A 25,917-nucleotide genomic window follows, 5' to 3' on the forward strand; every position below is an offset into this window, starting at 1 on the left:
TTGAACGTACTCGCCTACAATCTCACGCGAGTGCTGAGAATCCTGGGCTTTAAAAAGACAATGAAGGCGATGCGGCTGGTGGGTGCGTGAGAACCCCTTTAGGCCCTGAAAAAAGCCATAAACTCGTCTGGAACGCGTTGGAGAGGCTCGCAGTCTCGTCGTCCCATTGATGGCCGCAAAGGCAACCAAACGCACTGCGGCGGTCAGCAATCATGCGTCGCATTGCAATCTCCTCGGGTTTCCACACAGCCTGGGTCGATCACTGCCGGTTGCGTCGGCAGCCAGCGAGTGAACGGGCCGACGCAAGCTGACACCTTTGATGGCGCCATGCCGGCAGCAGGTTGTGTGAAACCATTTTGTCGCAAGATTTCTGGCTGAATCGCTGCGAAGTGGGTTTGTGTCGAACTTTATTTCTCCAGAGCGCAAGCCGTAACGCGTACGTGACACTGATCTCCGCGTGGTGTTCGTTGGCAAGCGCAACGCAGCGCCATAGTACCGACCAACCCTCTGCGCGCTCCCCAATTCGACACTTCAGAACACCTTGAAACGTCGCCACCCGCCGATCTTCATACTGACGTCATGGCAGTCCACACGTCCCTCACCCAAACGGGAGCCCGCCCATGGCGATTACCTGCTTCATCCGTTACCAGATCGATCCGTTCCAACGCGACGCCTTCGACGAATACGCGCGCAACTGGGGGCGCATCATTCCGCGCTGCGGGGGCCATCTGGTGGGTTATTTCCTGCCGCACGAGGGCACCAACGACATCGCGTGGGGCTTGATCGCGCTCGATAGTCTCGCCGCCTACGAGGCCTACCGCGCCCGACTGCGCGCCGATCCCGAGGCACGCGACAATTTTCGGCTCGCGCAGACGAAACGCTTCATCCTGCGTGAGGAGCGGACTTTTACCGAAGTGGTCGACGGCACGTTCGGAGTCGCGCCGCTATAACGCCTCGCCACGCGCCGAGTGCCGAGCGCCGAGCGCGACAGGCGGGCACGGCGCGCACCGTCCCGCCTATCGGCCTATCCGCCTATCCGCCTACCCGCCTACCCGCCTGCCCGTGCGCCCATCTGCGCGCCAAAGCCCCAAGACCGCCCCCCGCGCCGTCCACCAGGCCGGTTTTTTGCTGCCCGTGCTAGCCTGTCGGCTACCGCTTGTCGCCCGCCCGGCGTCGACGCCCGCCCAGCTTGCACAAGGCGGCCAACGACACCCGCCGCGAGGAACTTGTATGACCTGAACCGTGTCGGTTCAAGGTCACGCCGCCGAACCGGTCCACGCGTCCCGGCCCAGCCGTCCGCACCTGGAACCCGCCTTACACCCTATGCGCAAATTACTACTCGTCTGGTTGGTCCTCCTTTTCACCGTCGGCGCATCGCCGGCGTTTGCCGCTGCCGCGCAACCCGCGCCCGCCTCCTCGGCCTCCGGCGCCGGCGTCACGCTGACGCCCGAGCAGGCCCGCCAGGCGCTGGCCGTTCTCAACGATCCCAAACGCCGCGCGCAAGTCGCCGACACGCTGCAAGCCATCGCGGCCGCCGGCGCGCTCAGCGCGCCGCCCGTGGCTTCCGCTGCAACGGCCGCTTCGGCCCCGGCGGCGGCCAGTGCCGCCGCCCTCGTCCCGGCCGCGTTCCAGTCCAATGGACTCGCGTCGCAACTGGCTCGCCAGGGCGCGCATTGGGCGATCCATCTCGGCGGATCGCTGCGCGCGTCGGTCGCCGCGTTGCTCGATACGACGTCGGTGCGCGCATGGTGGAACTGGCAACTGACCAGCCCGCAAGCGCGCGCCGTGCTCGGTCATGTCGCGTGGTCGCTGCTGGCCGCGCTGGTGCCGGCGCTCGTCCTCGAATGGCTCGCGCGACGGCTGTTGCGCCGCGCTTATAAAGCGCTTGCCGCCCGCCGCGAACGAGGCACGGAAGACGAGTCGCCGCAAGCCGGCCTGCCGGTCGACGTGACGCCGCAACCCGCCGACGCGCCGAACGCCGCACCGCCGTTGCCCGTCATGCCGGTAACGGACCTACCGGTAAAGGACGCCGAGGCAAAAACCAGCGCGGCGGCCACAACGGCAAGTCCCGCCGCAGCATCATCGGCCAAAAGCAAACTCGACGAAGCGCAAGGCAAGCAACGCGCCGCGCATCACTGGACCCTGCTGCAGCGTTTGCCGCGCGGACTGTTGACGCTGGTGCTGCGCTTCATCCCGCTCGCGGTGTTCGTCGGCGCGGCCAGCGGACTGATGTCGATCGTCACCGACGACGGCACGCCGCAAGACCGCGCGCTCGATTCGCTGATCGACATCTACGTGCTCAGCCGCGTGATCGTGATCGTCGGCGGATTTTTCCTGCAGCCGGGTGCGCCGCGTTTGCGTCTGTTGCGCATGAGCGATGCGTGGGCCGCCTTCATGCAGCACTGGATCGTGCGGATCGTCAGCGTGGTGGCCGCCGGTTCGGCGATCGCGGAAATCGCGCAATCGCTCGGCATGAACGACGCGGCGCATCTCGCGCTGATGAAGGTGGTCGCGCTCGCCGGCCACGTGATGATCTCGATCCTGATCCTGCAATGCGCGACGCCGGTCGGCGAACTGATCCGCAAGCGCTTCGCCGCGCGCGAGTCGCTCGCGATGTTCGGCAACGCGCTGGCCGACCTGTGGGCGTGGCTGTCCGTGTTCGTCGTGATGGCGCTGTGGTTCATCTGGGCGCTCGACGTGCGCAACGGCTATCACGACCTGCTGCATCTCGGCGGTATTTCGCTGGCGGTGCTGGTCGGCGCGCGGATGGCGTCGATCGTGATCTTCGGCGCGCTGGCGCGGCTCTTCAACGTGCAGGACGAGGCCGACACGTCGCTCGTGCATCGGCACGCTTACCGCTATTACCCGCTGCTGCGACGCGTGGTGTCGTGGATCATCGGCGTGATCACCGTGCTGGCGCTGCTGCAGGTCTGGGGCGTCGACGTGATCGATCTGTTCCGCGCCGGCTCGATCGGCCACCGGCTGGCGTCCGCGCTGGTCACGATCGGCGTCGCGGCGGTCGTCGCGCTGCTGGTGTGGGAAGGCGTCAACGTGTCGGTCGAACAGCGTCTGGAGCGCTGGACCACCAGCGGCGACCTGGTGCGCGCCGCGCGCCTGCGCACCTTGCTGCCGATGCTGCGCAGCGCGCTGTTCTGCGTGATCGCACTAGTGGTGGTGCTGACCGGCCTGAGCGAACTCGGCGTGAACATCGGGCCGTTGCTGGCGGGCGCCAGCATCTTCGGCGTGGCGCTCGGCTTCGGCTCGCAGAAGCTGGTGCAGGATTTCATCACCGGCATTTTTCTATTGATGGAAAACGCCATGCAGGTGGGCGACTGGGTCACGCTCGCGGGCGTGTCCGGCACCGTCGAATATCTGTCGATCCGCACCGTGCGGTTGCGCGGCGGCGACGGCTCGCTGTACACCGTGCCGTTCAGTTCGGTGTCGACGGTCAACAACACCAACCGCGGGCTCGGCAACGCGGCGGTGAAGGTCAATATCGTGTTCGGCGAGGACGTCGATCTGGCGATCGGCACGCTCAAGGAAATCGGCGCGGCGCTGCGTGAGGACGAAAAATTCAAGGACGGGATCCTCTCCGACTTCAGCTTCTGGGGCGTCGACGGACTGGATGGATCGGCGGTCACGCTGGCCGGCCAGATTCAGTGCCGTGACAGCGCACGCTGGGGCGTGCAGCGCGAATTCAACCGGCGCATTCTGAACCGCTTCAGCGAACTGGGCATCGCGATCGCGAATCCGCAGCGCCATCTGCTGACGTGGGACCCGGAGAGCGGGCCCGCGCAGGTTGAAGCGGGCGGCGCGCCGACTTCCAATCCGCCGTCCGCAGCCGGGGCCGCCGCGCCGTCCGCTGAAACCGCCGAGGCCGCTAATGCCGCTGAGGCCCCTGACTCCGCCAAGGCCACGAAGCCCCCCGCTATCGATGCCGCCGCGCGCAAGGGCGACGCGCCCGTGGACGACCAGCTGCCCGTCGACCCTAAGCCGGCCGGCGGTCCAGGAACGCCAGCAAATCCTGGTTCAACCTCTCCGCATGCGTGAAGTAGAGACCGTGCGCGGCGTCTTCATACACATGGAGCGACGCGCCGGGGATCAGCCGCGCCGTGGGCCGCCCGGTCAGTTCAAGCGGCGCCGACACGTCGCGCTCGCCATGCACCACCAGCGCAGGCACGTCGACCCGCTTCAGTTCCTCGCGGAAATCGGTGATGGTCTGCAGATGCGCGAGTTCCAGCATGGCCTGATGCGAGGTCTGCAGCATCATCCGGATCGTCCAGTCGCACGGCGCGCGCGACACGCCCGCGCCGAAGTACGGCGCCGCGTTCGCTTCGATCCAGTCGGGGAACGAGCGGCGTAGCGCGGCGCGGCCCTGTTCGAACAAGACGCCGTCGATCCCGTTCGGGTTGTCGGCGGTTTTCAGCAGATACGGCGTGGCCGCGGGCGCCACGAACGCGACGCGGGCGATCCGCGACGAACCATGCCGCGTCAGATAACGCACCGCTTCGCCGCTGGCGATCGAATGCGTGACCAGCGTCACGTCGTGCAGATCGAGCGTACTCAACACGCTGTTCAGATCGTCGGCCAGCGTGTCGAAGTCATAGCCTCGGCCCGGGTCGCTCGAACGGCCGTGCCCGCGCCGATCGTACGCGATGCAGCGGCAATTCAACCGCGCCAGCGGTTCCATCTGATACGCCCACATGTCCGAATTCAGCGTCCAGCCCGACAAAAACACGATCGGCGTGCCTTGCCCCCAGTCGCGATAGAACAGACGCGTGTTGTCGGCTGCGCGAATGGTGTTGGGTTCGTCGGCGAGATGCGGTGCGGTTGCGTTCATGGCGGCCTCGTGGTCCGTGGAGGGGAATTCGTGATGCGATGGCGTCACTGTGCCGGGCGGCGGTACGCGCGTCGATTACGTGGCAGGTAAAGAAATTGGCTGCGGGACGCGTCCGCGAAGCGAGGCCGGTGTTAATGCGACGCGAGTTCGGAGTTCAATCCACCTGCCACCAGCGCGGCAGTAAGCGCCGCACCTCCGCACGCCGGTAGCGGTCGTCGATCAGATGCACCACGCCCCGATCCCGCTCCGTGCGGATCACGCGCCCCGCCGCCTGCACCACCTTCTGCAAGCCCGGATACAGATACATGTAGTCGTAGCCGCTGCCGAACTTCGCGTCCATCGTGCGGCGCATCTGCTCGTTGACGTCGTTGATTTGCGGCAGGCCGAGCGTCGCGATAAACGCGCCGATCAACTGCTGCCCGACCAGATCGACGCCTTCCGAAAATGCTCCGCCCAGCACCGCGAAGCCGACGCCCTCGTGGTGGGTGCGAAAGCGCGCGAGAAACGCGTCGCGCGCGGCTTCGTCCATGCCGGGCTCCTGCGCCCAGACCGGCACGTCCGGATGCCGTTCGCGCATCAGTTCGACCACGCGCCGCAGATAGTCGAAGCTGCTCAGAAAGCCCAGATAATTACCGGGCTGCCCCGCGTACTGCCGCGCGATCAGATCGACGATCGGCATGAGCGAGCGCTCGCGATCGCGCCAACGCGTCGACACGTTGCCGGCCACGCGCACCTGCAATTGCTCCGCGCGAAACGGTCCCTCGACGTCGAGCCATGAGGTCGACTCAGGCAAACCCAGTGTGTCGCGATAGAAGTGATAGGGATTCAGCGTGCCGGAGAACAGCACCGTGCTGCGCGCAGCGGCATAGCGCGGCGCAAGAAACGGCGCCGGAATCACGTTGCGCACGCACAGCGTGGCCGCGGTTTTATCGCGCGGCGCGAAACGATCGGCGCTGAGCGTGATGTCGAAAATGGAATGCTCGCCGAACTGCTCGGCCAGCGCGACGAAATGCATGGCGTCGAAGAAAAACCGCAGCGAGGCTTCGTCGATGGAAAGCGGCGCGTCGGCGAGTTGATCGGTCACCTCGCCGATCAGCTTTTGCGCCGCGAACAGCAGTTTGCTGGGAATCTCACCGTAGACCCGATACGTCTCGTCCTGCGCCCGTTTGAGCGCGTTCCATTCGCGCTGCAAGCGCTCCAGCGGCTTGCGCAACGCGGCCGGTGCGGTTTTGCGGGCGAGCCGCAACGCCGCCTGATCGAGCGATGCGGTGTACATGCCGCGCGCCCGGTCGAGCAGATTGTGGGCTTCGTCCACCAGCACGCCGACGCGCCACTGGTTGATCTGCGTGAGCGCGTACAACATGGCGCTGCTGTCGTAGTAGTAGTTGTAATCGCCGACCACCACGTCGGCCCAGCGCGCCAGCTCCTGCGCCAGATAGTACGGGCAGACCTCGTGTGCGAGCGCGACTTCGCGCACCGCCGCACGATCGAGTTTCGCGCCGGCCAGCGCCGCGCCGCGCGCTGCGTCGAGCCGGTCGTAAAAGCCGCGCGCGAGCGGGCACGACTCGCCGTTGCAGGCCTTGTCGGGATGCTCGCAGGCTTTGTCGCGCGCGACCAGTTCGAGGGTTCGCAAGGGCAACGCCGAACCGGCACAGCGATGTAATGTGTCGATGGCATCGAGCGCGAGCGCACGGCCCGGCGTTTTCGCGGTAAGGAAAAAGATGCGCTCGATCTGATCTTCCGCGCACGCTTTCAGCAGCGGAAAAATCGTCGCGAGCGTCTTGCCGATACCGGTGGGCGCTTGCGCCATCAGCGGCTTACCGTCGCGCGCGGCGCGATAGACCGACACCGCCAGCTCACGTTGGCCGCTGCGAAATTGCCCGTGCGGAAACTGCAACGCGCCGAGTGCGGCGTTGCGCGCGGCGCGATGCGCTTCTTCCTGCAAGGCCCAATCGAGAAACCGCTCGCATTGTTCGACGAAGAAAATCTCCAGATCGCGCGCGGTGTGAAACTCTTCCAGCAGCGTCTCTTTCTGGGTGCCGATGTCGAAGTACACCAGCGCAACCGTTAGCGCGGCAAGCCCGCGCGCGCGGCACAGCAGATGCCCGTACACCAGCGCCTGCGCCCAATGCAGCGTGCGATGATTGCCGGGCATTCGCGCAAGGTCGCCGCGATACGTCTTGATCTCTTCGAGCCGGTTCGCGAGTGGATAGAAACCGTCGGCACGGCCGCGCACGGTCAGCCCGCGATGCGTGCCGGTCAGCGTGATCTCGGTTTCGTAACCGCTCGCGCGACGGCCGGCCACCGCGACATGGCCCGCCATGCCTTCGAGCGATGTCGGCGCGGGCGTGAAGCGCAGGTCCAGATCGCCGCGCTTGGCGGTGAATTCGCACATGGCCCGCACGGCGACGACGTAGGTCATGTGAGGGACTCGGTGACGTGAATGCTGTCGAGTGTGGCGGCAGTGGCGTCATCCCCCGCCCAGCGCACGTCGACCACGCGCACTGGCATGCCGTGCTCCACGCAGTACGCGAGCCAGCGAATCTGGTTGTCCTGCAAACGGTCGCCCGGCCCCTTCACCTCGATCAACTCATAGCGGCGTTCGGCCGGCCAGAAGCGGATCAGATCCGGCAAGCCGCTGCGATTGCCTCGAACATCGCGCAACAAACGCTCGAACCACAGCTTCAGATGCGCGGCGGGCAGACAGTCGAGTGCGAGCGCCACCAGTTCCGGCGTCAGCAGTCCCCAGAACACGAACGGCGATTGCAGGCCGGCCTTGCTCTGAAGATGCCGCAGAATCGTCTCGCGATAGGCGCCGCTGTCGAGTTGCGCGAGACACGCGGCGAATTGCGCCGCGCGACGCGCGTGAAAATCCGGCGCGTGCAGATCGGCTGGACCGCGCTGGAACGGATGAAAAAACGCGCCCGGCACCGCGGCGAAAACCGGTTCCCAGCACAGCAAGCCGAATAGCGAGTTGATCAGCGCGTTCTCGACATAATGCACCGGCGCGGCTTCGCAGGTGAGATGGTCGCGCGTGACGTATTCGACCGGTAGCGCGTTTTCAGGTTTAGGCAACACCAGCGTGTTGCGCGCAACCGGACGCGCCGCCGTTACGCGAACCATCGGCTCGCCGAGCTTGCGCCGCAGACGCGGCATCATGCGCGCGACACGCTGCGCTTCCTCTTCGCTTTCCGGCGCGGCGCAGGCCTCGCCCGCCAGCGCGAACGCTTCGGCGAAACGCTCGCTGCGTTCCAGCACGCGCACCCGCCGATGACGCGCGCCCGGCCATGCGCAGGCCGCATAAACGGCGAGCGCGGCCGCCCAGTTCTGCCGACGCTCGCAATGCTGCCCGATCCGGAACAGCAGTTTCGCGCGACGCGTTTCGAGCCACGCGTTCGATGTCGCAATCGCGCGGATGGTCGCGACCAGCGTGCCGATTGCAGCGCTCTCGGCGTCGCCGTCCGGCAGCGAGTCCAACGCTTCACGGCACGCCTGCAGCGCGAGATAGACATCGACATCGGCCCGCTGCTGGAAGGCGCGCGACGACGGCGCGAACGGCACCTTTTCGTACTGGAACACGCCGAGGTCGGCGAGCACGAACTCCGACCAGTCCTGCTGCAAATTGCCGAAGAACATTAGCCGCAGACGCTCGCAGAGCGGCGCGATCGCGACGTGGAGAATGCGATCGGACGTGGCGCCGTGCCACGAGGAAAGTGGACGCACGGCCGGATTGTCGGCGTCGCCTTCAAGGTCGTTACCGCCATCGCCCGCATAAAACGGCCGCAACGTCTCCAGCAGATCGGCCTTACGCAACGCCTTCGCGCCGGGAATCAGCGCGATCGCCCCGGCAAAAATCTCCAGCAACTCAGGCCGTGTGGTCAGCGCGAACAGGTTATCGAGCGTGAGACCGGGTTCGGTATCGATCCAGCCGAACGCAGCCATTGGCGCGGCCGCTAGCAACGGGCAGCCGATTTCGTTGTAAGTGAGCCGGCTCGCGCGGAACAGCGTACCCTGGCGCATCAGCATGCGCACCAGCAGCGCACGCGACGCCTGCGGCAACCCCGCGAAAGCGCGCAGAAAGGCCTGTTCCTCGACGTCGAGCAAGTCGTCGTAGCGCTCGGCCAGCCACGCCAGCGCGCGTTCGAAGTTCAGCAGATAGTAAGGGACGTCAGACCGCGGATCTGACCGGGCGCCGGTTGCCAAGGTGCTTTCACGATACCTGTATGTTTATACAGTGATCATAGCAAAGTCCAAGGCGGTTTCACTACCTTCGTGTCAGCCGCCGACCTGGCTGAGCCGCAAGCGCAGCGGTTCGTGGGGCCTCAGCGACACGTTCAGCACGGGTCGCGGCGCTGTCATCCCGTGCGGCACGTTCAGCTCGAAGCGCTGCAACAGCATCGCCGCGATCACGGTCAGCTCGGTCATCGCCAGATGCTGTCCGAGGCACACACGCGGACCGGCGCCGAACGGCAGGTAAGCGCCACGCGGCGGCCTCGGCGCGTCCGGCCCGAAGCGTTCGGGCCGAAACGTCAGCGGCTCGGGAAACCAGCGCGGATCGTGATGCATCAATTGCACCGGCACCATGAACATCGTCCGGGCGGGTAATTGCCAGCGGCCCAGCGTGATCGCCTGCGTCGAGCGACGGCTGCTGAGCACCGGCACGGACGGGTACAGCCGCAGCGTTTCCTGCAGCGTTTGCGTCAGATACGGCAGCGACGTCAAGCTGTCCGGGTCGGGTTGGGCGCCCTGCAGCGCGCGCTGGACTTCGTCGCGCGCGGCCGTCTGCGTGGCCGGATTGGCGGCCATGCACCATGCCCACCAGATGAGTGTGGCCGCGCTCGTGTCATGGCCCGCGAGGAAGGTCGTCATGCATTCGTCGTGCACGGCTTGCAACGGCCACGCCGCCGGGTCGGACAGATGCAGCGTCAGCAGACGCGACAGCAGGTCGTCCGGCCACGCGTCGCGCGCAAGGCGCAACCTGGTTTGCAGATGACGTTCGATCAAACCGTCCAGCATTGCCTGCGCCTGCCGCGTGGCGCGCTTCCACGGCACCCAGCGCGGCGAACGCATCGGCCAGTAGAGGCCGGTGTAGGTCGATACGATCAACGTATGCGCGGCTTGCTCGGCCGTCCGCGCATCGCTGCCGATCTCGCTCGAAAACATCATCCGCATGATCACGTCCATGGCCAGCGACGTGAGCGCGCTCTCGATCGGCCACGCTTCCCCGTTCCGCGGCCATTGCGCGAACGCCGCGCCGGCCGCCGCGACCATGGTCGGCACGAACGCATGCACCGACGCCCGCGAGAAACCCGGCTGCAGCGAATGCCGTTTGTCTTTCCACGCATCGCCCTCGGCGATCAGCACGCTGTGTCCGTGCACTTCGCCGAACACGCGCATGCCGTGCTCCCAGCGGATCAGCGCGTCGTGGCGATCGACCAGCAGTTCACGCACCAGCTGCGGATCGCTGACGACAAGCTGATGCTCCGGCCAGATCCGCAGATACACGACGTCGCCGAACGCTTGCTGCCACTCGGCCACCGTCGCCAGCAGGTCACGCGACATGCGTCTCAACGCGCCCCAGCCGGTCAGGCCGACGGACGGTCCGGGCGGCCAGACGCCGGGAGCGTGAGGGACCGGGGGCGGAGGCGGCTCATCCGCGTGCAAGGGACAGTGGGAGGTCGGTGGGGTCGTCATGTCGCACATTGTTGGCCGGTGCGCCGCGCTCGTCTTGAACGCAAACGACATCGCGCGACAACCGGCATGCGGGCTGCGCCGTGACATGCGACGGTTGCTGACACCCGTACCGGTTTTACTTACACTCTGCCGCCATGACACTCGACCTGCTTGCGCACCAGGCGTCCTGCCCCGATCCGCTCGCGCGCGCCGCGCGACTCTCCCGTGCGAGCGACGCCGCGCATGGGCGGATTCATCTCGCGCCCGCCGTATTGCAAGGCGCTGTCGTCGCGGTAATCACGCGCGACACGCGCGGCGTGGAATTGAACGATGCGCAGCGTCTGACGCATTTTCCGGCGTCGCCGCTGGTGAGTCTGTCGGCGTTCCAGGACATGCAGGGCGGACTCGTGGAACGTACTCCCGACGGGCCGCGCTGGCAGCCGTTCGGTGCGTCCGTCACGCTATCGGGCAGCCAGTGCCAGCCCACCGCGAGCTGGTCGCCTACGGGCGGTCGTGGCTGCATGATCTGCTTCACCGCCGACACCGCGCGGTCGCTGTTCGGGCTCGACCCGGCCGCCGTGCAGGACCGTTGCGTCCCTGCGCAAACGGTGCTCGGCGAGGTCTGGCAGCCGCTGCTGCAAGCCTTGCTCGACGCCCCCGACGACGCGGCCACGCTCGCCGCCTTGCAGCAGCATCTGGCCGCGCGCTGGCAGGCGTTGCAGGGTCGCGCGTCGGCCACGCCGTCGTTGCGGCAGATCGGCCGGCATTGGGTCGCACGTCTCGGTCTGCAGGCGCATGAATGGCGCAATACGCACAGCGCGCGTCAGGTCGAACGGCGGATCAAGGCGCATAGCGGCCGCTCGCTGCGTGAATGGCAGTTGCTCGTCAAAACCGAAGGCGTGTTCTTCAACGCGCGGGACCGCTACGATGCGGGCGAATCCGTCGATTGGGCCGCGCTCGCCTTCGACGAAGGCTTCGCCGATCAGGCTCATTTGAGCCGCACGGCCAAACGTATCACCGGATTTTCGCCAGGCGAATTCGCGCAGCGTTTCGCCGAGGACGAGTCGTTCTGGTTGTACCGGCTGTGGGTTTGAGAGAAGCATGTCAGGGCCGCTTGTGCCGGTTTGCGCGGTTCGCCAGCCCCCACCATACTGTGATTTGAAATACGCCAAAAACCGCCATGACGAACGACTCGCATCACTGGATCACCACACCGATCACCCAAACCATCCTGCCCGGCGCGCTCGAACTCGAAACGACCGCGCGAGGCGTGCTTCCGCATCGGCTACCCGCGCGAGCGCGTGCGCAGTGCAACGACCCTCAACTGGCGATGGTGGAATCGCAACCCTCCGGCGTGCGCTTCGTATTTCGCACCACAGCAAGCACGATCGAACTCGACGTGCTGCCCACCCGCTACGTCTATGCCGGCCTTCCGCCTCGCCCGCCCGGCGTGTACGACCTGGTGGTCGATGGCCAACTGGTTCAGCAAGCCAGCGCGACGGGCGGCGACGTCGTGACGATCGACATGAGCACCGGCGCGGCTTCGAAGCAGTCGAACGAGCTGGGCACGCTGCGCTTCACCGGCTTGCCGAACCACGAAAAAACCGTCGAAATCTGGCTGCCGCACAACGAAACCGCCGAACTGGTCGCGCTACGCACCAATGCTCGCCTCGAACCGGGCCGCAATGAAAACCGCAAAATCTGGCTGCATCACGGCAGCTCGATCAGCCAGGGCTCCAACGCGCCCAGTCCGACGACAATCTGGCCGGCGCTGGCCGGGTCGATCGGTCATGTCGAACTGATCAATCTCGGTTTCGGCGGCAGCGCGTTGCTTGACCCGTTCACCGCTCGAACGCTGCGCGACACGCCGGCCGATATGATCAGCGTCAAACTCGGCATCAACCTGTGCAACACGGATCTGATGCGCGCGCGCGCTTTCACGCCGGCCGTGCATGGTTTTCTCGACACCATTCGGGAAGGTCACCCGGTCACGCCGCTCGTCGTGATCTCGCCGCTGTACTGTCCGATTCATGAAGACACGCCGGGCCCCGGCGCATTCGATCTCGACGCGCTGGCTGCCAGCAAGGTGTCGTTCAAGGCCACCGGCAATGCGTTCGAACGCAAGGCGGGCAAGCTGACGCTCACCTTCATTCGCGACGAGTTGCAACGCATCGTGAGGCAGCGTGCGACCGACGATCCACATCTGCATTATGTGGACGGTCTGACGCTATACGGCGAGAAGGATTTCGCCGAACTGCCGCTGCCCGATCAACTTCACCCGGACGGGCCGGCGCATCGCCGGATCGGCGAGCGCTTCGGCCAGCTCGCGTTTGGCCACGGCGGACCGTTCAGCGCCGCGCGCGGTAGACGTCGACATGTCCCCATCTAACACCGGACTCATCGACAGGAACTCACCGCCATGCCCTCTTCCGTTCGCAATTCGCTGGTCTGGATTTTCGATGCCTTCGAGCGCGATCCGACCTACCTCACCAAGCGGATGTTCGGCAGCGACGCCGCCTATCTGGACGGTCTGTTGTGTCTGATCGCCGCCGATCGCACCAGGCCGTGGAATGGTCTTCTGGTCTGCACGTCACATGATCGTCACGCCGCGTTGATCGACGAGTTTCCCGCTTTGCAACCGCATCCGGTGCTCGGCAAATGGCTTTATATCGCGCAGGATAATCCCGCGTTCGAAGCCGTTGCCGATAGCATGACCGCGCTGGTGCTGGCGCGCGATCCGCGAATCGGCGTCGAGCCGAAACCGCGGCGCGCCAGAAAGAAGTCCACGCTGCCGGATGCCTGAATACGCGCGGGCTTTGAGCTGTGCGCCTTGAGCTGTGCGCTAACGCGCAGCCACCCACACCACCATCAGCGAGCGCACCCCTTGCGCGCCGCGAATCAGCACGCCTTCGATATCCGCCGTCGCCGAAGGACCGGTGACCAGCGCCGCATAACGCGCGTCACGGAAATCGTCGCGCCGGTAGACGTCCTGCAATCCGTCCACCAACTCCGCCGGGTCGAGCAACACGATCAGATGCTGCACGATGTAGCCGAGCGCATTGACCACGTACTCGCGCTCGCTGAACCACACCGAGCCGGTCTCGGCGACACCGAAACGCGCCCGCACCACGCCGACGTCGATATCCTGCAATGACGCGGGTTCGGTCTGCGCCGTCAGCACACGCGTGCCCGCGACCTCCGGGGTAGCCGACGCCACCGACGCCGTATCGCCGAAGCGCTCGCGGATCAGCGCGCTTACGTCGGCAGCGGAGGCAACTTCGACACAAGTGCCGCCCATCGCCTGCAAAGCAGCGGTAAAACGCGCGCGTAAATCGCCACCCACCGCATCGAACAACGGCACCTCGGGCCGGGGCCGCGCAGCCGGTTGCGCTTGCCGCACCTTCTCCAGAAATGCCTCACGCGTTGCCATCTTTGCCTCCACGATTCTTCTTGTACCAGGCGTGGAAGGTCAGCTTCGGCGCCTCCGGCAACGCCCGTTGCTTGCCCCAGATATTCAGCGGGTTGTACAACATAAAATTCGGCAGCCCGCGCAATGCGCTGCCCATCGAGGACACCGTCGCACGGTACAAGGTCGGACTCGCCAGCAAGCGCCCTGCCATTTTCAGCACTTCCTGCTTCACGAACGGCACTTCGTGATGCTCGGCGATCACCGTGCGCCACTTGTAGATTTGCTCGTGAATATTGATTTTCACCGGACACACATTCGTGCAACTGCCGTTCAGTGTCGACGCGAACGGCAGCGCGCTATAGCGCTTCAGATCGTAGGTGGGATTGATGATCGCGCCGATCGGCCCCGAGTACGTGCCGCCATATGAAAGGCCGCCGCTGCGCCGGTACACCGGGCAGGTGTTCATGCAGGCGCCGCAGCGAATGCACTTGAGCGAGTACCAGAAGTCTTCCATCGCGAGCCGTTCCGAACGGCCGTGATCGACCAGGATGAAGTGCATCTCCGTACCCGGACGCGGCGCGCGGAAATGCGACGTGTACTGCGTGATCGGCGAACCCAGCGCGCTACGCGACAGCATGCGGATAAACACGCCGAGATCGGCGACTTTCGGAATCAGCTTTTCGATCCCGATCGACGCGATATGCAGCGACGGCACGTTTGCCGACAGATCCGCATTGCCTTCGTTCGTGCACACCACCACAGTGCCGGTTTCCGCCACCGCGAAATTACAGCCGGTCATACCCGCCGTTTTTTCGCGCACGAAGTACGGCCGCGTGTTCATCCGCTGGCTTTCCGCGAGATAGTGAATGTCGCTGTTCTTCGGATCGGTGCCGATGGTCCGACCGAACAGCTCGGCCACATCCGCGCGCAGCTTGTGCACCGCCGGCACCACCATATGACTCGGGTCCTGATGATCGAGTTGCTGGATGCGCTCGCCGAGGTCGGTTTCCATCACCGTGATGCCGCGCGGCTCCAGATACTCGCGCATCTTGCATTCGTCGGTGAGCATCGACTTGCTTTTGACGAGCGTGGTCATGCCGCGCCCGGACATGATCTGGTACACCAGTTCGTTGTGCTCTTCGGCGGTCGACGCCCAATGCACGGTTACGCCGTTAGCCTCGGCCGCGGCGGCGAACTGCTCCAGATACTCGGACAGATGCGACAGCGTATGTTCCTTGATGCCCGACGCCAACTCGCGCATCGTCTCCCATTCGGCGATGCCGTGCGCCTGCGCGTCGCGCTTCTCGCGCAAATCCCACAGACGCTTATCGTGAAACGCCACGTGCTCGGTCTTCTTGATGAAAGCGCCGGCGGCTTTCGCGTGATCGATGCGGCTCATGTGCGCGCTCCATTGAGCACCTGCGCGATGTGGATGAAGCGCGCCTCGGCCTTCATACGCTCCGCGCAACCTTGCTGATGCATCAGGCACGACATGTCGCCGGAAACGATGTATTCGGCGCCCGCCTGCAAATGGTCGCGGACCTTGTCTTGCCCCATGCGCACCGACACCGGTTCCTCGGTCACCGAGAACGTGCCGCCGAAACCGCAGCATTCGTCGGGCCGCGCCGGCTTGACGAACTCGATACCTTTCACGCCTTCCAGCAACGTGCGTGGCTTCGAGAACGGCGTGCCCGACACTTCGGAAATGGACGCTTCCTTCAGATGCCGCAACGCGCTGCAGCTATTGTGCAGACCCACGCGATGCGGAAATTCGGCCCACGGAAATTCACGCGCGCCGACCACGTCGTGCAGAAATTCGACGAGTTCATAGGCGTTGGCGCGAACCTGTTTCACCTCGTCGGTCTGCTCCAGCGCGCTCAGATGGTCGCGCACATGGTGGATGCAACTCGCCGACGGTCCGACGATGTAGTCGTAGCCCGCGAAGTTGCGCGCAAACACGCGTTCGGCACCGGCCGCGTCGGCATGCGCGCCGCTGTTGGCCATGGGTTGCCCGCAGCAGGTCTGCTCCTGCGGATAGTCGACCTCGATACCGAAGCGTTCAAGCAGCTCGAGCGTGGCGATGCCCACTTCGGGATAGAACGCGTCGATAAAGCACGGGATAAACAGGGCGACTTTCATAAGTTTTTCTAAAGAAAATCGGCAGCCGACGATTCACCTACTGTACTGCGGAATCGCGCCGATGAGCCGAACCACGGGTTTTGCCCGATCGGTCAGCGTGGTAATGTTGGTCTGACCACGAAATATAAGGAAGTCCCTGGGCGGTGTCAATCCGCGAATGGGCTTCAGGGGAGCCAGGCGGCGTGGCGGCCTTGCCTCAGCGGCGCTTAGGAGACGACATTCGCCGCGGGATTCGCGGCGTCGTCCTTGTAGATTTCGCGGACAAAGCTCAGATGCCGCTCGGCCGCCTTGCGCGCCTTTTGCGCGTCGCGCGCCATCACCGCGTCGTAGATTGCCTGATGCTGGGTCATCAACTGCTTTTCCATCGCCTCGTCGTAATCGATCAGCCGATGGTACTGGCGCATGCCCTCGCGAATCAGCGTATGGATGCCGTGCATCACATGCGCCAACGCGATGTTGTGCGTGGAGTCCGCGATCGCGAGATGAAACGCGGCATCCAGTTCCGCGAGATTCGCGCGGTCTTGCGACAGCGAACCGGCCTTCAATGCCTCGAACGCGCCGGTGATCTTGCGCTGATCGGCGGCCGTGGCGCGCTCCGCTGCGTACACCGTGGAAATCGCTTCGAGCCCCTGGCGCAACTCGAGAATATCGGCACTGGTGCGCGGATTCTGCGTCAGCAGTTCGGCGAGCGGTTTGGAAATGATCGGCGCGGTGACGTCCACCACCGTGAAGCCGCCCCGCCCCGAGGTTTCGATGTAACCGTCCGCTTCGAGCCGGATCAGCGCTTCGCGCAGCGAGGGCCGCGATACGCCGAGTTGCGTGGCCAGATCGCGTTCGGCCGGCAAACGGTCGCCGGGCATGAGCGTGCCGTCCGAGATCAGTTCTTTGATCTGGTCGGACACCACGTCGGAAAGCCGTTTGCGTGTGAAGGACTGGATCGGGCGAAAGGGCATGGGCAGCGCTGGAACAGTGGTGAAAGCCGGGTTGATGAGGCGGGATTCAAGGCACCCGGCGACCGCGCAAGCGAGACCAGATGCGAGTGCGTTGAAGCGTTGAATTATACCGGCCTACGGTTCGCGGTTCACGCCGATCCCGCCCTCGAAGCCTACTGCGCCGCCGCTCCCGCATAGAAGCTCGTCAGATCGCGCTTGAGCGCATGCAACGCCGCGTCGTCGAGATAGATCATGTGGCCGGTCGGATAGTGGGCGAGCCGCACGTTGGCGCGCAGCGGCGCATCCACGCCGAGATGCGCGAGTGCGTACTCAGTCGCGTAGAACGGCGTCGCGAGGTCGAAATAGCCGTTCAGCGACATCACGCGCAATTGCGGATTCTGCCGCATCGCCTCGGCCAGATCGCCCGCCGCGTACGGCACCGGCAGATGCTCGCCCCACCATTCGCGATGCTTCCAGTCCCATTGCGTCAACGCTTCGTCGTTGAAGACACGGTAGCGGTCGGTCGGCGTGAAGTGCAGGTCTTGCGCGAGGTGCTGATGCAGCGCGGCGTCGAACGTGCTCGACACGCTGGTCACCGACGCGTCGTAATCCGGGCGCTCGGACACGCCGTCGAATTCGAGCCCTTCGAAACGCGCGTCGTAACGACCGACGCTGCGCCCCTGATCGCGCAGCAATTCACTGCGAAAACGCGACGGATACAGGCGCAGCCGGCTGCGCTTCACATAGCCGACGTCGAGGCCCGTGAACTGCGCAATACGCGCCGCGATCGCATCGCGTTCGGTGTCGGGCAACGCGTCGCCCTGGGCGAGCGCTTGCGCGTACGGTCCGCGAGCGAACGCGCGAGCCTCGTCGAGAAACGCCGGCAGGCTGGCCGGCTTCGGATTGATCTTGTCGTGATACCACGCAATCGCGGCGAAGCTCGGCAGATAGCTTTCGCTCTGGAAATCGGAGCCCGGCGAAAAGTCGGCGGAATCGAGCACCGACGACATCAGGATCACGCCGTTGAGCCCGATATTGTCCTGCCCCAGCCGATACGCCAGCATCGCGGCGCGCGCGGTGCCGTACGACTCGCCGAGCAGATACTTCGGCGAATTCCAGCGCTGGTTCACCGTCAGATAGCGGTCGATGAATTGCGAGAACGCGTCGAGGTCCTTGTCCACCCCCCAGAAATCCTTGCCCGTGCCGTGTCCGACGACCCGCGAAAAGCCCGCGCCGACGGCGTCGATAAAGACCAGATCGGTGCTGGCGAGCAAGCTGTCGGGATTGTCGTCGAGCACGTACGGCGCGGGCGGCGTGATCGCGGGGCTTGCCGTGTGCGCCCGCTTCGGTCCGAACGAGCCCATCATCAGGAAGACGCTGCCGGCGCCGGGGCCGCCGTTGAACAGGAACGTGACCGGGCGCGTGCCGGGCGGTTTGCCGGCAACCGTGTAGGCCACGTAGAAAACGCTCGCGTTGGCCTGGCCGCTTTTGTCGCGCAGCAGCAGATTGCCGGCGCTCGCGGTGTAGTCGAGCTTGCGGCCGTCGAGGCGAATCGAATGCTGGGTCACCGCCGTGGTTTCCGGCGGCACCGGGATCGCCGCGGCTTCGGGTTTCGACGAATCGTGCGAGGAAGCGTTCGGCGTGCCGCTGTGCGTGGCGGCGGACGAACGTTGCGGGGCGTCGTTGCGCGGCGGGTTGCGATTTGCCTGCGCGTCGCCGTCTGGCCGGCTGTTGGCGTCGACGCGCGGGTTGGCTGCCGGCGTTTGCGCCGGTGGCACGCCCGGCCCCGAGGCGGCCATTTCGGCGCTGGCGGCTGAACCCGGCGCGTTATCGGTTTCGGCCGCCGCGCACGGCCGAGCGAACGCGAACATCGCAACAACACTCATGGCTGCCAGTGCGGGCGCCACGCAAGCCGACTTCACCGGCAGCACCGTGCCGAAGCCGCGCCACGAACAATCAAACCGAACGCCCATGGTGTCCCCGATGAATAAACGAGAGCCGCCGATCTATGCCGATACCCGGGCCGCCTTCAATCCGCCGACAAACGCCGCGATCCGCTCGCACGCATCGATCAGTTGCGCTTCGTCGACCACGAATCCGAGCCGCACGAAGCCGTTCGCGGTGTCGCCGAACGCGCTCGCGTCGAGCAGCGAGACGCCTTTCGCGCGAAACAGTTGCCACGTGAAATCGACCGTGTCGAGGCCGGTGCCGCTTACGTCGACCATCATGAACATGCCCGCTTCGGGCAGCAGGCAGCGCAGACCCGGCACACGATGCAGGCGCTCGAACACCACGTCGCGGCGACGCCGGTAAATCTCGCGCATTTCAGCGGCAATGTGCGCCTTGTGCTGCAACGCCGTCAATGCGGCCTGCTGGATAAAGCCCGGCAAACCATAAAGCATGGCAAGCGCAAGCCGCCCCCAATGCTCGATCAGCTCCGTCGGCCCAATCGCCCAGCCGACGCGCCAGCCCGCCATGGCATGCGATTTCGACAGACTACCGAGCGTCACGGTGCGCTCCGCCATACCGGGGAGCGCCCCAATGCTCACATGCTCGCGTTCGAAGGTGAGATCGGCATACACCTCGTCGGACAGCACCCACAGATCATGCTCGCAAGCGAGCCGTGCGATGCGCTCCAGATCGGCACGCGGCATCACCACGCCGGTGGGATTGCACGGCGTCGCAAAGAAAATAGCTCGGGTGCGCGGCGTGATGGCCGCTTCGAGCACGTCGCAGTTCACATGAAAGGCGCGCGCCGCGTCGACCGGCACGGCCACCAATGTGGCGCCGGCCGCGCGCACGCAGGCTTCGTAGGTCAGATACATCGGCTCGGGGACGATCACTTCGTCGCCGGCCTGCAGCAGGCACAGCGATGCGGCGAATACGCCGTTCTGCGCGCCCGCCGTGAGGATTACGTTGGCCGCGCCGGTCGCGCAGCCGGTCATGCGCGTGTGTTCTTCGGCGATCGCCACGCGCACGGGTTCGCGGCCCGACACCGCGCTGTAGTGCGTGTCGCCGCCGCGCAATGCCTCGACGGCGCGCTCGACGATCGGCGCGGGCGTCGCGAAATCGGGGTCGCCCACGCTCAGCACGATGACGTCTTCACCATTGGCCAGCGCCTGTTGCGCGGTGCGATGAATCTCCCACGCCGACGTGCGTCTGCCCTGCAGGCGCTCCACCAGATTCGAGTACTTCATTGCGTTCACCCCGTTTTCACTGGACCCGCCAATGTAATGGGGCAAGCACCAAACGTCCAGATACGAAGAAGCGCTACGCGAACGGACAGTTCGCGTAGCGCTTCTTCGACAACCAGTCAGCCCGGTTTTCGCGCAACCGGCACGCGCCGCCGGGTGGCGGCGACGACGCTTAAACCTGGCGACGCAACTCCGCCGGCGGCACCTTCATCAGATGGCGGTACTTCGCCACGGTACGACGCGCCACCAGCACGCCCTGATCGGCGAGCATCTTCGCGAGCGAGACGTCCGACAGCGGATCGCGCGTGTTTTCCGCGGCGATCATTTCCTTGAGCAGCGCCCGCACTGCGGCGGCCGAACAGGTCCCACCGCTTTCGGTACCGAGTTCGCGCGGGAAGAAGTGCTTGAATTCGAAAATACCGCGCGGCGTGGCCATATATTTGTTGCCCGTGGCACGCGAGATCGTCGACTCGTGCAAACCGAGTTCGTCGGCCACATCGCGCAACACCATCGGCTTGAGCGCGATCTCGCCATACTGGAAGAACGCTTTCTGATGCGCGACGATGCATTCCGCCACGCGCTGAATCGTGTCGAAGCGCTGCTGGGCGTTACGGATCAACCAGCGCGCTTCCTGCAACTGCTGCGCGAGCGGCGAGCGGCTGGCGCCCGCCGACTGTGCGAACAACTCCGCATACATGCGGTGGATGCGCGCGCGCGGCTGCACCGCCGGATTGATCGAAACCGTCCACTTGTTGCGCACCTGGCGCACGATCACGTCCGGCACGACGTAGTTGTCTTCGGTGCGGCCGTAGCAATTACCCGGCTTCGGGTCGAGCTTGCGCACCAGGGCGCAGGCCACGCGCAATTCCTCCGCGCTGCAGCCGATCTGCTTCTGCAGTTCGGCCTGCTCGCGCCGTGCGAGGCGTTCCAGATGATGGTCGACGATCTGCCGCGCCACCTCGCGGCCAGGCGTGTCGGACGGCAAGGCATTCACCTGCAGCGACAGGCACTCCGACAACGAACGCGCGCCCAAACCCGGACGGTCGAGCGATTGCACGAGTCGCAACGCGACCAGCAGTTCGTCTTCGGTCAGTTCCGGTTCGAGATCGACGCTGTCGGCGAGATCCGCGAGGTCCTGACGCAGGTAGCCGTCGTCGTCGAGCGCCTCGATGATGAATCGCGCCACCGCGCGATCGCGGTCATCGAGACGGTAGAGCCGCAGCGAATCGTGCAGTTGCTCGCGCAAGGTGGGTTGCGATCGCGCCCATTCCGCCGGGTCGCTGCTGTCGGAGTCGCCGTTCTGGCGCGACGAGCCGCGGCTGCCGTAGTCGCCGGAGAATTCGCCGCCGAAATCGCCGGAGTCGCCGGGCATGTCGTCCTGCCCCGCGCTTTCCATCGAGTCGCCGCTGGCCGCTTCGGCGGGCATGTTGTCGGGCTCGGCGGTCGAGACGGTGTCGGTTGCGGGTAGCGCGCCGGCGTCTTCGCCCGGCGAGTTGGTTGCCAGCGCAACGTCTTCCGTGTCCGACGAGTCATACTCGAGGAACGGATTAGTGTCGAGCGCTGTGCGCAACTCCTGTTGAAACTCGAGAGACGACAACTGCAACAGACGCACCGATTGCTGAAGACGCGGCGTGAGTGCGAGAGACTGCCTCGTGCGTAGTTCGATGGAAGGCATTGTAGTGAGGTCCCGTTAGTAGCCGAAGATTGGTTCGTGACCTTCTTAGAGCAACTGTCGTACCAGCTCGCGCAACACACTGTTTTTTATATGATTTGCGTTTTCAGGCCCGCCAATTGCGCAGGCGCCGCGCGACCTTTTTTACAAACACCCGGCAAATTCCGGACCCTGTCGGCGCGGGCCGCCGGGCGGCGCGTCGCGCCGCTGTCCCGTTCTATTCTTCAGGCGAAATGTCCGCCCCGTAAAGGCTTGGCGCATTTGCGGAACAACTCGACCAGATACCGGGCACAGCCCTTGCGGATGGGCACTATGTGGACGGACGCGGGTTTTTGCAGTGGCATTTTTGCAGTGGCATTTTTGCAGTGGCAATCAGCGGCAACGCAGCAGGGCAGCAATGCCGTGACACGCAGCAAACACCCTCGTCCGGTGTCGATAACGGGCCCTGACGGAACCGTAGCGGCAACGACCCCACGCGAGTCATCGGCGGCTTCGGCCGCGATCGTTCGCAGGCAACAAGACCGCCATTTTCATCAACACCCGAAGGAGAAACCCTATGAAGACGATCCAATTTCTCAAGGCAGCAGGTAGCATTGCTTGTGTCGCATTCGCACTGAACGCTACGGCGCAAACCAGCGCCTCGGCACCGTCGGCCGCGTCGGAAACCATCGGCGAGCACGTCGACGACGGCACCATCACCACCAAGGCGAAGGCCGATCTGCTCGCGGCCAAGAACGTCAAGTCGACCCATATCCACGTGAAGACCCGCAAGGGCGTGGTGTGGCTCACGGGCTCGGTGCCTTCGGCCGACGACAAGGCCGCGGCCGGCGAAGTGGTCGAAGCCGTCAAGGGCGTGTCGAGCGTGAAGAACCATCTGAAGATCGCCGCCGAATAAGGTCGGGCGATCCGAGGGGCGGGAGCCGGTCCGTACCGGTTTCTTCCCGTGGCGCTCCAGCGGAACATGGAAAAGCCGTTCGCCTTGTGCGAACGGCTTTTTCTTTGGCGCGGTGTGTTCGCGCTAAGTTCGCTGCGTTCGGCGCGTTCGCTGCATCCGGTCCGCTCAGCAGCCGGCCGCTCAGCCGGAACCCTTACGCCGCACGCCTCCAACCTGTATGGGATAATCATGAAGTTTGCCCGAAGCGCGGCTCAAAAGGTTGTTCGCACGGGCGCGTGAGGGGCCTTACTCCCGTGGCCCGCTACCTTTTCCGCGTTACTTTTCCACCATCACAATGCCCGCATACCGTTCCAAAACCTCCACCGCCGGCCGCAACATGGCAGGGGCGCGCTCGCTGTGGCGCGCCACCGGCATGAAAGACGAAGACTTTTCCAAGCCGATCATCGCGGTGGTCAATTCGTTCACCCAGTTCGTGCCCGGTCACGTCCACCTGAAGGACTTGGGCCAGCTCGTCGCGCGCGAAATCGAAGCCGCGGGTGGCGTCGCCAAGGAATTCAACACCATTGCCGTGGACGACGGCATTGCCATGGGCCACGACGGCATGCTGTATTCGCTGCCCAGCCGCGACATCATCGCGGACTCGGTCGAATACATGGTCAACGCGCATTGCGCCGACGCCATGGTCTGCATCTCGAACTGCGACAAGATCACCCCCGGCATGCTGATGGCCGCCATGCGGCTCAACATCCCGGTGATCTTCGTCTCGGGCGGTCCGATGGAAGCCGGCAAGACGCGCCTCGCGAATCCTAAAACCGGCACCATCGAGTTCAAGAAGCTCGATCTGGTGGACGCCATGGTGATCGCGGCCGACCCGAGCTACTCCGACGCCGACGTCGCCGAAGTGGAACGCTCCGCCTGCCCGACCTGCGGGTCGTGCTCGGGCATGTTCACGGCCAATTCGATGAACTGCCTGACCGAAGCGCTCGGTCTGTCGCTGCCGGGCAACGGCACGGTGGTGGCAACCCACGCCGACCGCGAGCAGTTGTTCAAGCGCGCCGGCCGCCGCGTGGTGGAACTGGCACGCCAGTATTACGAAGAAGAAAACGCGTCGATCCTGCCGCGCGCGGTGGGCTTCAAGGCGTTCGAGAACGCCATGGCGCTCGACATCGCGATGGGCGGCTCGACCAACACCATCCTGCACTTGCTGGCGATTGCCCGCGAAGCCGAGATCGACTTCACGATGAGCGACATCGACCGCCTGTCGCGCGTCGTGCCGCAGTTGTGCAAGGTGGCGCCGAACACGAACAAGTACCACATCGAAGACGTGCATCGCGCGGGCGGCATCATGGCGATCCTGGGCGAGCTGGACCGCGCCGGCAAGCTGCACACCGACGTGCCCACCGTGCACACCGCCACGCTGAAAGATGCGCTGGACCAGTGGGACATCGTCCGTACGCAGGACGAGGCCGTGCGGACCTTCTACATGGCAGGCCCCGCCGGAATCCCGACGCAGGTCGCGTTCAGCCAGAACACCCGCTGGCCGAGCCTCGATCTCGACCGTGCCGAGGGTTGCATCCGCTCGTACGAACACGCGTTCTCGAAAGAAGGCGGCCTGGGTGTGCTGACCGGCAACATCGCGCTCGACGGTTGCGTGGTGAAGACGGCGGGCGTCGACGAGAGCATTCACGTGTTCGAGGGCACGGCCCATGTGACCGAGTCGCAGGACGAAGCGGTCGAAGACATTCTCAACGACAAGGTCAAGGCCGGCGACGTGGTGATCGTGCGCTACGAAGGCCCCAAGGGCGGTCCCGGCATGCAGGAAATGCTTTACCCGACGAGCTATATCAAGTCGAAGGGTCTGGGCAAAGCCTGCGCGCTGCTGACCGACGGCCGCTTCTCGGGTGGCACCTCGGGCCTCTCGATCGGCCACTGCTCGCCCGAGGCCGCAGCCGGCGGAGCGATCGGTCTGGTACGTAACGGCGACAAGATCCGCATCGACATTCCGAACCGCACGATCAACGTGCTGGTGTCCGACGAAGAACTTGCGCGCCGTCGTGAAGAGCAGAACGCGAAGGGGTGGAAGCCTGCGAATCCGCGTCCGCGCAAGGTGTCCGCGGCGCTGAAGGCGTACGCCAAGCTGGTGATGTCGGCCGACAAGGGTGCAGTGCGCGATCTGTCGCTGCTGGACGACTAATGCCGTAGCGGGCCGCCGGCCCGCTCGTGTCGAAGCCGCTCTGTCGAGCGGCTTTTTTTTGGCGCGAGGTTCACGGCGATGTGCAGTGCAGTCGGCGCGCCGGTCATCGCGGAACATCACGCTCAATGCAAAACAGCCTGGCGCTTTTACAAGCACCAGGCCGCCGAACTGCTCGACTCACTAGCTCATGCAGCCACGAACACTAACGCGTGGCCGCACATTGAGCCGCTATCAACGCTTCGCCGCCGCGTACTGATCGCGCAGATCGCGCACGCGGTCATGGTTTTGCAGCACGCCCTGATACTGCCGTTCGACGATCGCGCGTACATCCACCGGCAAATCTTTTTCGAGCGCTTCGTGATAGTGCTTCTTCGCGACGTCTTCGCCCTTTTCGCAGTCGGCCAGAATGTCGTGGTCGCTACGGTCCGTGACGGCCGACTTCAGATCGACCCAGCCGCGGTGCAAGGCGCCGCTCACGCTGCCGCCCGTGTCGGGCTTGCCGCCCAATGCCTGCACGGCGTCCTGCAACTCGCGCGCGCCGCGTGTGCAGTCTTCGGCACGCGATAGAAACATCGCCTTCAACTGCGTATCGTGCGCGTCTTCGGACGCTTTGCGAAAGCCCTTCTCGCCGTCCTTCGACGTTTCGACCAGATCGTTCAGTACGGAAACAACGTTCGTAGCCATGCAATACCTCCAAGGGGTTTCGTTGATCGTGGAATCCGTCGGCCAGCAGGTGCAGCCCACCGACGGTCTTCGTAGGGATAACCGCATGACGCGTGCCCGGCATGCGCACGCCAAAGATCAGGCGAATCGACGTGAAACAGACTGCCGTGGCCGCTGCCATTCTTGCCAAGCCACGTAAATGTTGCGTGCCGCCCTGGTACTGCGAGCGCTGGGCGCCCTCCTGCGCGGTGCTTTTATGAATGGCACGCGGGTTGCTTAATCTGCTGCGCCCGCACGACACCGAAA

General features: G+C 64.9%; 19 protein-coding genes. 7 read left to right on the forward strand and 12 right to left on the reverse strand.

What is annotated here, in order from left to right; genetic code table 11:
- The first annotated feature begins 620 nt into the window (after nt 1-620).
- Together BX591_RS13585 and BX591_RS13590 are read left to right on the forward strand one after the other, a co-directional pair.
- Entirely contained in the window at nt 621-950 is a 330-nt protein-coding gene (locus BX591_RS13585) for an NIPSNAP family protein (protein WP_111931969.1), read from the forward strand.
- A gap of 373 nt (nt 951-1,323) precedes the next feature.
- Nucleotides 1,324-4,050, forward strand: coding sequence for a mechanosensitive ion channel family protein (locus BX591_RS13590; protein WP_111931970.1), 2,727 nt, complete (start codon nt 1,324-1,326; stop codon nt 4,048-4,050).
- On the opposite strand, the gene BX591_RS13595 is transcribed toward BX591_RS13590, so the two are convergent.
- The 4 genes from BX591_RS13595 to BX591_RS13610 form a co-directional block, all read right to left on the reverse strand.
- Nucleotides 3,989-4,840 carry an alpha/beta fold hydrolase gene (locus tag BX591_RS13595; protein WP_111931971.1) on the reverse strand — a complete coding sequence of 284 codons (852 nt, stop codon included), beginning with the start codon at nt 4,838-4,840 and terminating at the stop codon, nt 3,989-3,991. The two genes, BX591_RS13590 and BX591_RS13595, sit on opposite strands and share 62 nt — an antisense overlap.
- 154 nt (nt 4,841-4,994) lie before the next feature.
- The gene (locus tag BX591_RS13600; RefSeq protein ID WP_111931972.1) at nt 4,995-7,262 is read right to left on the reverse strand and encodes an ATP-dependent DNA helicase; all 2,268 of its coding nucleotides are present in this window, start codon (nt 7,260-7,262) and stop codon (nt 4,995-4,997) included.
- Nucleotides 7,259-9,043: a VRR-NUC domain-containing protein gene (locus BX591_RS13605; protein WP_111931973.1), complete on the reverse strand. Its 1,785-nt coding sequence runs from the start codon at nt 9,041-9,043 to the stop codon at nt 7,259-7,261. Before BX591_RS13605 ends, BX591_RS13600 begins: the two co-directional genes overlap by 4 nt.
- Before the next feature lie 72 nt (nt 9,044-9,115).
- Nucleotides 9,116-10,534: a cytochrome P450 gene (locus BX591_RS13610; protein ID WP_111932155.1), complete on the reverse strand. Its 1,419-nt coding sequence runs from the start codon at nt 10,532-10,534 to the stop codon at nt 9,116-9,118.
- A gap of 134 nt (nt 10,535-10,668) precedes the next feature.
- On the opposite strand from BX591_RS13610, the gene BX591_RS13615 reads away from it, so the two are divergent.
- From BX591_RS13615 to BX591_RS13625, 3 genes are all read left to right on the forward strand, one after another.
- Nucleotides 10,669-11,607, forward strand: coding sequence for a helix-turn-helix domain-containing protein (locus BX591_RS13615; RefSeq protein ID WP_111931974.1), 939 nt, complete (start codon nt 10,669-10,671; stop codon nt 11,605-11,607).
- A gap of 86 nt (nt 11,608-11,693) precedes the next feature.
- Complete coding sequence (locus BX591_RS13620; RefSeq protein ID WP_111931975.1) at nt 11,694-12,902, forward strand: SGNH/GDSL hydrolase family protein; 1,209 nt, start codon at nt 11,694-11,696, stop codon at nt 12,900-12,902.
- A gap of 30 nt (nt 12,903-12,932) precedes the next feature.
- Nucleotides 12,933-13,316, forward strand: coding sequence for a hypothetical protein (locus BX591_RS13625; protein ID WP_111931976.1), 384 nt, complete (start codon nt 12,933-12,935; stop codon nt 13,314-13,316).
- A gap of 39 nt (nt 13,317-13,355) precedes the next feature.
- Here the strand turns inward: BX591_RS13625 and BX591_RS13630 are convergent, their stop codons facing one another.
- From BX591_RS13630 to BX591_RS13660, 7 genes are all read right to left on the reverse strand, one after another.
- Nucleotides 13,356-13,943, reverse strand: a complete 588-nt coding sequence (locus BX591_RS13630; protein WP_111931977.1) for a LutC/YkgG family protein — start codon at nt 13,941-13,943, stop codon at nt 13,356-13,358.
- On the reverse strand, nt 13,930-15,321 hold the full coding sequence (locus BX591_RS13635) for a lactate utilization protein B (RefSeq protein ID WP_111931978.1): 1,392 nt from the start codon (nt 15,319-15,321) through the stop codon (nt 13,930-13,932). The genes BX591_RS13630 and BX591_RS13635 overlap by 14 nt, the downstream gene beginning before the upstream one ends.
- Nucleotides 15,318-16,061: a (Fe-S)-binding protein gene (locus tag BX591_RS13640; RefSeq protein ID WP_111931979.1), complete on the reverse strand. Its 744-nt coding sequence runs from the start codon at nt 16,059-16,061 to the stop codon at nt 15,318-15,320. The genes BX591_RS13635 and BX591_RS13640 overlap by 4 nt, the downstream gene beginning before the upstream one ends.
- Before the next feature lie 206 nt (nt 16,062-16,267).
- On the reverse strand, nt 16,268-17,014 hold the full coding sequence (locus tag BX591_RS13645) for a FadR/GntR family transcriptional regulator (RefSeq protein ID WP_111931980.1): 747 nt from the start codon (nt 17,012-17,014) through the stop codon (nt 16,268-16,270).
- A 152-nt stretch (nt 17,015-17,166) separates the two neighbouring features.
- The gene (locus tag BX591_RS13650; protein ID WP_111931981.1) at nt 17,167-18,966 is read right to left on the reverse strand and encodes a S10 family peptidase; all 1,800 of its coding nucleotides are present in this window, start codon (nt 18,964-18,966) and stop codon (nt 17,167-17,169) included.
- 33 nt (nt 18,967-18,999) lie between these two features.
- A complete protein-coding gene (locus BX591_RS13655; RefSeq protein ID WP_111931982.1) occupies nt 19,000-20,190 on the reverse strand; it encodes a pyridoxal phosphate-dependent aminotransferase in 1,191 nt (396 codons plus the stop codon).
- 169 nt (nt 20,191-20,359) lie between these two features.
- The gene (locus BX591_RS13660) at nt 20,360-21,862 is read right to left on the reverse strand and encodes an RNA polymerase factor sigma-54 (protein ID WP_111931983.1); all 1,503 of its coding nucleotides are present in this window, start codon (nt 21,860-21,862) and stop codon (nt 20,360-20,362) included.
- Nucleotides 21,863-22,415: 553 nt separating this feature from the next.
- Between BX591_RS13660 and BX591_RS13665 the strand changes: the two genes are divergently transcribed.
- Entirely contained in the window at nt 22,416-22,754 is a 339-nt protein-coding gene (locus BX591_RS13665) for a BON domain-containing protein (protein ID WP_111931984.1), read from the forward strand.
- 334 nt (nt 22,755-23,088) lie between these two features.
- Nucleotides 23,089-24,948 carry a dihydroxy-acid dehydratase gene (gene ilvD, locus BX591_RS13670; RefSeq protein ID WP_111931985.1) on the forward strand — a complete coding sequence of 620 codons (1,860 nt, stop codon included), beginning with the start codon at nt 23,089-23,091 and terminating at the stop codon, nt 24,946-24,948.
- Between the two features lie 231 nt (nt 24,949-25,179).
- Here ilvD and BX591_RS13675 read toward each other — a convergent pair whose 3' ends face one another.
- A complete protein-coding gene (locus tag BX591_RS13675; RefSeq protein WP_111931986.1) occupies nt 25,180-25,632 on the reverse strand; it encodes a ferritin-like domain-containing protein in 453 nt (150 codons plus the stop codon).
- Between the last annotated feature and the right edge of the window lie 285 nt (nt 25,633-25,917).

The sequence above is a fragment of the Paraburkholderia bryophila genome (assembly GCF_003269035.1).
Classification (GTDB): domain Bacteria; phylum Pseudomonadota; class Gammaproteobacteria; order Burkholderiales; family Burkholderiaceae; genus Paraburkholderia; species Paraburkholderia bryophila.